Source organism: Paenibacillus sp. Y660 (genome assembly GCF_057221575.1).
In genome coordinates, this window is sequence record NZ_JBXBBJ010000023.1 from 63,605 (window position 1) to 73,939 (window position 10,335).

The 10,335-nt window shown below is 46.8% G+C and carries 11 protein-coding genes, 1 tRNA gene and 1 rRNA gene; 1 reads left to right on the top strand and 12 read right to left on the bottom strand.

Annotated features, from left to right (window positions below):
- Positions 1-194 precede the first annotated feature (194 nt).
- Positions 195-551, top strand: coding sequence for a DUF4870 domain-containing protein (locus AC2TDN_RS21030; RefSeq protein WP_482069686.1), 357 nt, complete (start codon positions 195-197; stop codon positions 549-551).
- A gap of 102 nt (positions 552-653) precedes the next feature.
- Here the strand turns inward: AC2TDN_RS21030 and AC2TDN_RS21035 are convergent, their stop codons facing one another.
- The 12 genes from AC2TDN_RS21035 to rrf form a co-directional block, all read right to left on the bottom strand.
- Entirely contained in the window at positions 654-1,718 is a 1,065-nt protein-coding gene (locus AC2TDN_RS21035; RefSeq protein WP_484690080.1) for a hypothetical protein, read from the bottom strand.
- A 141-nt stretch (positions 1,719-1,859) separates the two neighbouring features.
- Positions 1,860-2,012 (bottom strand): small acid-soluble spore protein P, encoded by a 153-nt coding sequence (locus AC2TDN_RS21040; protein WP_482069684.1) that lies wholly within the window; start codon positions 2,010-2,012, stop codon positions 1,860-1,862.
- A gap of 20 nt (positions 2,013-2,032) precedes the next feature.
- Positions 2,033-2,209 carry a hypothetical protein gene (locus AC2TDN_RS21045; protein ID WP_482069683.1) on the bottom strand — a complete coding sequence of 59 codons (177 nt, stop codon included), beginning with the start codon at positions 2,207-2,209 and terminating at the stop codon, positions 2,033-2,035.
- A 15-nt stretch (positions 2,210-2,224) separates the two neighbouring features.
- Positions 2,225-2,572: a hypothetical protein gene (locus tag AC2TDN_RS21050; protein WP_482069682.1), complete on the bottom strand. Its 348-nt coding sequence runs from the start codon at positions 2,570-2,572 to the stop codon at positions 2,225-2,227.
- Positions 2,573-2,697: 125 nt separating this feature from the next.
- Positions 2,698-2,786 (bottom strand) — tRNA-Ser (locus AC2TDN_RS21055).
- Positions 2,787-2,871: 85 nt separating this feature from the next.
- The gene (gene serS / locus AC2TDN_RS21060) at positions 2,872-4,158 is read right to left on the bottom strand and encodes a serine--tRNA ligase (protein WP_484690081.1); all 1,287 of its coding nucleotides are present in this window, start codon (positions 4,156-4,158) and stop codon (positions 2,872-2,874) included.
- A gap of 50 nt (positions 4,159-4,208) precedes the next feature.
- Complete coding sequence (pdxT, locus tag AC2TDN_RS21065; protein ID WP_484690082.1) at positions 4,209-4,793, bottom strand: pyridoxal 5'-phosphate synthase glutaminase subunit PdxT; 585 nt, start codon at positions 4,791-4,793, stop codon at positions 4,209-4,211.
- Between the two features lie 77 nt (positions 4,794-4,870).
- Complete coding sequence (gene pdxS, locus AC2TDN_RS21070) at positions 4,871-5,752, bottom strand: pyridoxal 5'-phosphate synthase lyase subunit PdxS (RefSeq protein ID WP_482069679.1); 882 nt, start codon at positions 5,750-5,752, stop codon at positions 4,871-4,873.
- A gap of 129 nt (positions 5,753-5,881) precedes the next feature.
- Positions 5,882-7,171: a D-alanyl-D-alanine carboxypeptidase family protein gene (locus tag AC2TDN_RS21075; protein ID WP_484690086.1), complete on the bottom strand. Its 1,290-nt coding sequence runs from the start codon at positions 7,169-7,171 to the stop codon at positions 5,882-5,884.
- Positions 7,172-7,360: 189 nt separating this feature from the next.
- Positions 7,361-8,818, bottom strand: a complete 1,458-nt coding sequence (gene guaB, locus AC2TDN_RS21080; RefSeq protein WP_482069678.1) for an IMP dehydrogenase — start codon at positions 8,816-8,818, stop codon at positions 7,361-7,363.
- 145 nt (positions 8,819-8,963) lie between these two features.
- Positions 8,964-10,163: a GNAT family N-acetyltransferase gene (locus AC2TDN_RS21085; protein ID WP_484690083.1), complete on the bottom strand. Its 1,200-nt coding sequence runs from the start codon at positions 10,161-10,163 to the stop codon at positions 8,964-8,966.
- An 86-nt stretch (positions 10,164-10,249) separates the two neighbouring features.
- Positions 10,250-10,335: ribosomal RNA gene (gene rrf, locus AC2TDN_RS21090) — 5S ribosomal RNA — on the bottom strand; the annotation flags it as partial.

A 10,335-nucleotide genomic window follows, 5' to 3' on the forward strand; every position in this document is an offset into this window, starting at 1 on the left:
TATCGAACTCCTATGCATCGAATATCTATGTATAAAAGTATATACTGGTCTCCTGAAGATTTCAACCTCCCTTAAAGAAAAGATTGTCAATTCATCTATTCGCTGATATATTTATGCATATCCTTCAGCCCCACAAACGTATAAGTACATAAGTTACTTTAATCAGCTGTTCTCATCAAAAGGGAGGCAACAAAATGAATCAACCATTCGGGCTGCATAAAGAAGAAAAAACGTACGGTATGCTCTGCCATCTGCTCGCTTTCAGTGGGATCATCATTCCGTTCGGCAACATCATCGGACCGCTTGTCATCTGGCTTATGAAGAAAGACCAATCCAGCTATGTGGATATGCACGGCAAGGAATCACTTAATTTTCAAATCAGCAATGCCATCTACACCATCATTTCCAGCCTGCTCATCTTTGTACTCATCGGTTTTGTCACCACACCGCTTTTGTTTATTTTCTGGCTTGTATTTACGATCATTGGCTCCATCCGCGCATCCGAAGGGAACGGCTACCGTTACCCGCTGACGATTCGTTTCTTCAAATAAGACAGAAAGGCGCCGGAACCAACAGGTTCCGGCGCTTTTTCTATTTGGGCAGCTGTGAAGCATATTTCTTCCGCAGCGCGTGCAGGAGCAGCCTTAGACTATTTACAGTCCAGTTATTGGCGCTTGAAACATCTGTGTCAGCTCATCAAGCGTGATGGCGTCTGTCGGAATTTCATTCTTGAAGCTCGGCGCCTTGTTGATATCGGAATAAGTAACGTCATAATGAAGGCCAAGCTTCATATTTTGTCCGCTCTCTTTATCGGATGCTTCAACATTGATTTTGCCTGCTTGGTAGGAAAGGTACCCGTCAGAAATTGCAGCTGTTACTTTAAGCGTCTTCGCTTTGACAACATTTTTGAGTGAGTTAACGATATCCGCTTTGTTTGTCTCAAGGTCCGCCTTCATCTTCTCAACTTTAGCCTTCTCCAAGTTCAGCGATTTTAAAGATGCTTCGTTTTTAAGCAGCACGTCAAGCACTTCAGGCAACACCTGGTTCACAACGGTATCCACCGTTTTCGGGTAATTGCCCTCATTGATTTCAAAAGAAATGATTTGATCCGCTTTTAGACCCTCTGGCAGACCAGCTTCCCCCGCTTTAGGCTCACTAAAGTATGTTTTCTCATCAAAATGCTTCAGCAGCACTTCGCTAATTTCTTTTCCTAGCTTCTGCTGTGTTGCAAGATCAAGCGCGCCAGCGGCGCCCTGCTGCTCTGCAAGCTCCTTGAGATCAATTTTGATGAACTTGTCTGTCACCGTCTCCGGCAGAGGCAGCATCGGAATTTGCGGTATTTTCATATACAGCGTTTCTTCTGTCAAAATCATCGGTACCGTCAGCTTCATTTCCATGTCGCCCGGCAGCACGATCTCCATATTCATATCCGTACGCAGCGGCTTCTTCTGGTAAACAGCATCCACTGTTATCGTTGCATCTTTAATCATGCCGACGATCGCTGCTGTGGCTGCTGCGTCGCCTTGCAGCGCTGCATCCTGCGGAATTTCCAGCTCATCTAAACCAAAGGACATTTTAACTGCATATGAGTCCGCCTCTGCAATCTTTGCCACAGCCGTTTGCAACGCTTCCTTCGGCGGCTTACCCGAGCTGCAGCCTGCGATCACAACCAAAATAACGGCTAACAAGAGAACCGCTATTTTCTGTACCTTTTTCATTTAAAAATTTCCTCCCCTAACTTTTTATAAGCACCTCCATTCTATACTATAAAAGCCCCTTTTAGAAGTTATCTCCAAAAAATCCCGTTTCAGCATGCTGAAACGGGACATTTGATCTATTCATCTTTGACTGATTCTGATTTACCCCTGCGGGTTATTATGGCTCACATGATTATGCTGCTTCGTTTTCTTAGAGCCGGATAATGGCTCCTGCTGCCCGCCGTTATCGCGGTTTGCCTTATTGTTGCCTTGCGGATTGCTATCCGGCACAGGCATGCTGTCTGGCTTAGACATTATAGAATCACTCCTTCAAGTCAACTCTTTTGATGCTCCATATTCGCAGGCTGATCATGATTCAACGCATCCTGATGACGCCTGTCGTTCTTATCCTGCTGCAGCTGCTGTGCCTGATGGCTGTTGACCGGCTCTACTTCTAGAGCATCCACGACATTCGATAAGTTTTTATCGGCGGTTCCTTTTGCTTTCGTCATAAGTGATGGTCTCCTCTATGCATGCGTCAAGCGTTGCAGCGCTTGTGCACATTCATGCAAATGTCTGGTGTAATCCAGTATAAGCTCTTGAATGACGTCCCCACGTTCATCGACATTGATCTTATCCTTCTCTACGTCAATAAACGCGACCTTCACTTCGCGGCTGTCTACATAAGTAACTTTAAAATCAAGCGAATACATTTGATGGCCAGCCGTATCGATCGTTATGCGCAGCGATTTCGAATCGGCTTCATCCGGCAGCACCTTGCAGCGATCAGCACTATTTAGCGTCTCCGGCAAGGTTTGCCGCCAAGCATCTGCTAAGTTTTCCTGATTCATTTGCAGCTCATCTGATTTGCCCATTAATTAAAGCACCTCCACACCGTATAACATGCGAATCGCGACTTCATTTTATACGGGGAGTTAACGTACAAAAAAAGCCCAAACGCTGAGCGTCTGGGCTTGTTCATATGCAGCTAAGAAAAATATGGAGGAGAGAGTGGGACTCGAACCCACGTGAGCTTGCGCTCTAACAGTTTTCAAGACTGCCCCGTTATGACCGCTTCGGTATCTCTCCATCATTCAATTGTCACAAGAAATATTGTACCACAGGCCAAAATAAAGATGCAACTATATTTTGGCCATATGGCAAAAATATTTTTTTAAAGCTTAGCAGCCTCGATCGAGCTGATACCGCCCATATACGGACGCAGTACTTCTGGAATCGTTACCGATCCATCTGCTTGCTGGAAATTTTCGATGATCGCCGCAAAAGTACGACCGATGGCAAGGCCCGATCCGTTTAGCGTATGCACGAACTCCGGCTTGCTCTTCAAGTCTCTGCGGAAACGGATGCCGGCACGGCGCGCTTGAAAATCCTCCACATTCGAGCATGACGAAATTTCACGGTACGTACCCGCGCTTGGCAGCCACACCTCAAGGTCATACGTTTTGGCCGCTGTGAAGCCCATATCGCCCGTACAAAGCGTCAGAACACGATACGGCAATCCTAACAGCTGCAGCACCTTCTCGGCGTTAGCGGTCATTTTCTCAAGCTCATCATAGGAATCCTCTGGCTTCGTCAATTTGATCAGCTCAACCTTATTGAACTGATGCTGACGAATCAAGCCGCGCGTATCGCGTCCTGCCGAGCCCGCCTCCGAACGGAAGCATGAGCTGTAAGCCACAAAGTACTTCGGAAGCTCTTCCGCCGGCAAAATCTCCTCGCGATGCAGGTTCGTAACCGGAACCTCAGCCGTCGGAATAAGGAAATAATCCGAATCAGCGATTTTGAACAAATCCTCTTCGAACTTAGGAAGCTGTCCCGTACCAATCAAGCTGTCGCGATTTACAATATATGGCGGCAGAATCTCTTCATAACCGTGCTTGTCGCTATGCAAGTCCATCATAAAGCTAATAAGCGCGCGCTCTAGACGCGCACCCAAGCCGCGATAGAAAGTAAAGCGCGAGCCTGTTACCTTCGCAGCGCGTTCGAAGTCTAGAATACCAAGCGACTGAGCAATCTCCCAATGCGGCTTAGGCTCAAATGCAAAGCTCGGCACTTCGCCGTGTTTGCGAGCCTCTACATTATCTTCCTCCGACTTGCCGATTGGCACGCTATCGCTAGGAATGTTCGGAATCGCTTGCGTTAGCTCTATCACCTGAACATCCAGCTCGCGAAGCTCATCGTCCAGCTCTTTAATGCGGTCGCCAACCTCTCTCATCTCAATGATGAGCGATTCTGCGTCCTCGCCTGTTCTTTTGAGCTTAGCGACTTCCTGCGAAACCGTATTCCGGCGGCTCTTCAAGTTCTCCGTCTCTTGGATAAGATCACGGCGCCTTGTATCGAGCACAGGAAATTTTGCAATGAGATCAAGCGAAGCTCCGCGATTTTGCAGCGCTGTCTCAACCTTCTCAAATTCGTTTCTTAACAACTTCACATCCAGCACGTCTCAAAAGCCCCTCTCTGAAGGGAGTGATTTTTTTTTTTGTAAAAGCTCTATTCCTTGCCTGCGGCTGCTTCCTTCACCATATCGACGAAGTATGCATGCAGCCTATAGTCATCCGTCAGCTCTGGGTGATAGGAAACTGCAAGAAGATGTCCCTGCCTTGCCGTTACGATCTCATCTTTATACGTTGAAAGCACTTCTACATCAGATCCAACTTTTTTGATCAGCGGTGCACGAATAAATACGGCCCGAACGGGCTCATCGATACCTTTAACCGATAAATCCGTCTCGAAGCTTTCCTGCTGGCGTCCGAATGCATTCCGCGCAACCGTCATGTCCATGAGGCGCAAATGTGCATCCTCTTGGCCTTCGATCTCGTCAGCCAATACGATAAGACCTGCACAAGTACCAAACAAAGGCTTGCCTTGTGCAGAGAAATCTGCGATAGCTTCCATAAAACCGTATTTCCGCATCAGCTTGCCGATTGTCGTGCTCTCGCCGCCAGGGATGACAAGCCCTTGCAGCTCATCAAGCTCCTCAACCCGCTTAACGGCGACCGCCTCTGCGCCCGCCGCTTCTAAGCTTCGTATATGCTCTGCCACTGCGCCTTGAAGCGCAAGAACACCTATCTTCATCGCTCTACTCGCCTTCCTTTACGGGCAAGGGCCGGCAGCGCTATAAGCGCTAAGCCGGCACCTGCATATTACATCTATTAGATACCGCGGTCTTGCATACGCTCAGCAGCGTTAAGCTTGGAAATTTCGATACCCTTCATCGGTGCTCCCAAGTTTTTCGATACTTCCGCAATAAGCTTGTAATCCTGGTAGTGTGTAGTCGCTTCAACGATTGCACGAGCGAACTTCTCTGGGTTCTCCGATGTGAAAATACCCGATCCAACGAATACGCCGTCTGCGCCAAGATGCATCATCAAAGCTGCATCGGATGGAGTTGCTACTCCGCCCGCTGCGAAGTTAACGACTGGAAGCTTGCCTGTCTCATGAACACCAAGCAGCAAATCATAAGCTACGCCGAGGATTTTAGCTTCGTGGTAAAGCTCGTCCTTCGACAAGCCTTGGATTTTGCGAATTTGTCCGTTGATCAAGCGAAGGTGACGAACCGCTTCAACGATGTTGCCCGTTCCCGGCTCACCCTTCGTGCGAAGCATTGCTGCTCCTTCTTGAATACGGCGCAGTGCTTCGCCAAGATCTTTGGCTCCGCATACGAACGGAATTGTAAATTCTTGCTTGCTAATATGGAACACTTCATCAGCCGGCGTAAGTACTTCGCTCTCGTCGATATAATCAACGCCCATTGATTCAAGTACTTTAGCTTCTACATAGTGGCCGATACGAGCCTTTGCCATTACGGGAATCGAAACAACCTTCATTACTTCTTCTACAATTGTCGGGTCAGCCATACGAGCTACTCCGCCTGCTGCACGAATTTCAGAAGGGACGCGCTCAAGCGCCATTACCGCTGTTGCTCCTGCTGCTTCTGCTACCTTCGCTTGCTCGGCGCTCATAACGTCCATAATGACGCCGCCTTTTTGCATTTCTGCCATGCCGCGTTTTACGCGCGATGTACCTGTTTCCATGTTACAAATCCTCCTATTGTCATCCATTATAAATGTATATTACCGAAGTTGTTCTAACCATTGATTTTACAGGAACCAAGATTAATCGACAAGCCTTGATTTACTTAATTTCCTTGTTTCCTGCTTGGATTAGAACAGATTGACGATTCCGTTAAACAAACCAGCGAAAAAATCTCCAATTGCACGGAACATCAAGCGGAACCAGCCAGCCTTTTGCCCATCTTCCGTCGTAATCAGATTCACGGTTTTCTTCAGCTCTTGCTTCGTTTCCGCATCGGTGTACTTGTACGTTACTGTACCTACAACGGTGCCCACCGGAATTGGTGCGACAAGCTCAGCTTCTGACTTCACTTTGCTGTCAACAACCTCGATCTTAGGCTCTGCACCCTTCTTAACCATGAACGTAATATCCTTCTCTGTCACAACAGGCAGGGTTTTCTTTTTACCCTTCTTAATCTTAACTGTTTTCACTGTTTCTACCACGGATTTTGGCGGAAGCACCGTCTTTTTCTCAAACGTGCTGAAGCCATAGTTGTACATCTTCGCCGTTTCGTTAAAACGGGCAGATTTGGTCGCTGTATCCATAACGACGCTAATAAAACGCTGCTCGCCTTGCTTCACGGTACCCGTAAAGTTGTAGCCGGCTGAATTGATAAAGCCTGTTTTCATCCCGTCAACGCCTTGATAAGCTAAATGCTTAAGGCCTGTTTGATTCGTGTTCGTCCCGAGCATCCAGTTAATATTGACGATCGGCTCATCGTCGCGCTCGCGGAATTTATATTCCTGCAGCTTCGAGTACTCCAAAAACTCGGGACGCGTGCTCAAAATAATTTGTGCAAGCTTGGCCATATCGGACGCAGATATGACTGTTGTATCCGAAAGACCCGTTGCGCTTGTGAAAATAGCTGTTTTAAGGCCGAGCTTATCGGCTACTTCATTCATTTTAGTAACAAAGCCCTGCTCGCTTCCCGCAATTTGCGAAGCAAGCGCAATCGTTGCATCATTAGCGGAGCCTACTGCCATAGCTTTATATAAATCTCTAACCGTATGTTGATCGCCTTGTGCTAGAAATACAGATGATCCATCCGGAGGGGTAGACGCTGCTTCTGCGCTAGTCGTCACGACATCCTCCCATGATAGTCGCTCATTCGATATTTCCTCAAGAACGATATATTCCGTCATTAGCTTGGTCATACTTGCGGCAGGAAGCGGTTCCTCTGCATTAACCTCATACAATACTTGACCGGAATCCGCGTCAATTAAAATAGCTGCTTTGACCTGTAAGCCTAAAGAATTTTCCGTACTGGGTCTTCCTTGATATCCATTTGCCATCGCCACCGCAGAACCAAGCGACAGCATTACCATCCAAACCGCCAAACTTGCAGCGATGACCGACTTTAACCGAACCGGTCTTACCATTTCCTTCAACGTCGTCTCCCCTTTTCCCACTTGGTTTGTCCGTTGTTAATTGTAACATATCGAACCCTAACAATTAAACCTCTAGCAGGCACTGAAAGAATGAGTAATCCTTCATAAAAAAACCAGACAAGAAAAGCGATTGAATCGCCATTTCCTGCCTGGTTTAAAAAGAAGCTTATGCTTTTAAACTTATAGAGAGTAGTTAGGAGCTTCCTTCGTAATTTGCACATCATGCGGATGACTTTCACGAAGACCTGATCCCGTAATACGAACGAATTGCGTATCGTTCTTAAGCTCGTCCAGAGACGCTGTGCCGCAATAGCCCATACCTGAACGCAAGCCGCCAAGCAATTGATGAACGGTGTCAGCAAGCGGTCCTTTGTAAGGAACGCGACCTTCAATACCTTCCGGAACAAGCTTATTCTCGTTCTCTTGGAAGTAACGGTCCTTGCTTCCTTCCTTCATTGCGCCAAGCGAGCCCATACCACGATATACTTTAAAGCTGCGCCCTTGGAAAATTTCAGTTTCGCCCGGGCTCTCAGCCGTACCTGCGAACAAGCTTCCGATCATAATTGCGCTTGCTCCAGATGCGATTGCTTTCGTAATGTCTCCTGAATATTTAATACCGCCGTCTGCAATAACCGGAATATTGTATTCGCGAGCAACCGTTGCACAGTCATAGATCGCAGTAATTTGTGGTACGCCGATACCCGCAATAACACGAGTCGTACAGATCGAACCAGGTCCGATCCCTACTTTAACAACAGATGCGCCTGCTTCGATTAGATCGCGTGTAGCATCGCCTGTAGCAACGTTGCCTGCGATTATCGTAAGATCAGGATAAGTAGCGCGAAGCTTGCGAACCGCATCTAAAATGTTGATATGATGTCCGTGTGCCGAATCGACGACTAGAACATCAATACCCGATTGTACCAATGCTTCTGCACGGTCCATCGTGTCTTTCGAAATACCGACTGCTGCTCCGCAAAGCAACCGTCCGTGCTGATCCTTCGCCGCATTCGGGAACTGGATCGCTTTCTCGATGTCTTTAATCGTAATAAGCCCTTTAAGCGTGTTAGACTCATCGATAAGCGGCAGCTTCTCGATCTTATGCTTCTGCAGAAGCACTTCCGCTTCCTGCAAAGTCGTACCCACAGGTGCTGTAACGAGATTGTCGCGAGTCATCACTTCATTTATTTTAATGGAATAGTCATGTACAAAACGCAAATCACGGTTTGTCAAAATACCGACAAGCTTCTTGTCTGGATCAACAATCGGTACACCCGAAATGCGATATTTTCCCATCAGCTCTTCTGCGTCATAAACATGGTGCTCAGGGGTTAGCGAAAACGGATTCGTGATTACACCGCTCTCCGAACGTTTAACACGGTCTACTTCCTCCGCTTGCTGTGCAATCGACATGTTCTTATGAATAATGCCAATACCACCCTCACGCGCTATTGCAATCGCCAATGCGGCTTCTGTAACGGTGTCCATACCTGCGCTTATGAGCGGAATGTTTAGCTTAATGTTCTCGCTTAATCGAATCGAGATGTCAACTTCTCTAGGCAGCACTTCTGATTTGCGCGGAATAAGCAGGACGTCGTCAAACGTTAGCCCTTCTTTGGCGAATTTCGTTTCCCACACGAGTATGTTCCTCCCTTAGTTTTAAGTACGTCTCACATATATTATTGCAATATTAGCAGAGGGGGTATAGGCTGTCAAGGCTGACAAACGGCTTTGTTATAACCACTTTATACTGTATTTGGGACAAGCCAAGCATGCTATTTCTTTAGAAAAAATCAGGTAAATACGTTATTCGTTCGGGAATACGATCGTGTAAGCGTTTAATCGAAGCTATATCTCCTTCAATACGCCCCAATTGGGATAATTGCATCGGTCTAAGGTACCCTAGCAGCAAGGAAGTAAAAGTACCAATATCCACTTTAATAGCTCCATCAATTCTTTGATTATCATCCAATCGTTGGAGCGCAGCCGTTCCATTTTGAGCTATTTCAAGCAAATAGTACCCATTATTCCAAGGCGCATGCTCGTCGGTGATCTCGATCGGGATATCATCGTTATTCACAGCGATTTCAAAATCATAGCGACGAATGAACGCCTCAGCATCTACTATTCGTGCCATAAAATAAGGTACAACTTCCTGCTGAATTTTAGGATTGCTAAGTAGATAAGGAAGCTTGTCATCAGAAGGCACCGTAATGTACACTTCGTTAATCATCGAGTCATGCTGCGCAATAAATGACCACAAGGCTGTCCTCGTCTCTTCATTTAAATAAATAAACTCATGGACGGTTAGCCGCTTATTTTTCACTTCATAGATGATGTAGCCCATCGGCTCTCCGCTCTTATCGTGATAAAGAGCGATTTGACCCGGCTTTTTCCTGCTGACGCGATTGTTCCACCACAGCTCGGTACGCTTGAGCGATCCGTTATATTTTGATGCATAAGCTTCATAAATATCGCTAAGCAAGCTGTAATTTCCGTTTCCGCTAAACCGCTCCATATGCCCTTCATTCGCAATTCTAGCCGGAAGCAGCTCAGTCTTTATGGTGTAAGCTTTATGTTCGGTGTAAATCTCCCAGCCAAACTTACGATAAAAGCCAAAAGCGAAGGGGCTGAGCATGGAAATAAGCTGTCCTTTTTCCTTCATATCCTTTAAAGCGAGCACAAGCATCTTAGATACTAAGCCCTGCCTTCTATACTCTGGCCATGTCGCTACGCCTGCAACGCCGCCCATGGGAAATGCTTTTCCTCCAATATACGTTTGCAGATCAAGGACTATGGCTTGTGCAGCGAACCTCTGATCTACGAAGGAGGCATAATATACAGCAGGCTCACTCATAAAATGTTCTCTTGTTTTCTCAAGAGCATCAGCCGAAAACTCATATTGGAAGGCAAATTGCATTAATGCCATGCTGTCGTTAAATTGTTCTGTACCCATATGCTTAATTTCAATTGCTTTAGCCATTTTCATACCCTCCTTTTCCCTATCTCCTTATCATACCGTAAAAACAACAAAAAAACCTATCGCATCACATGCGATAGGTCTCTCGTGCTTGGCGACGTCCTACTCTCCCAAGACCCTGCGGTCTAAGTACCATTGGCGCTGGAGGGCTTAACGGTCGTGTTCGGTATGGGAA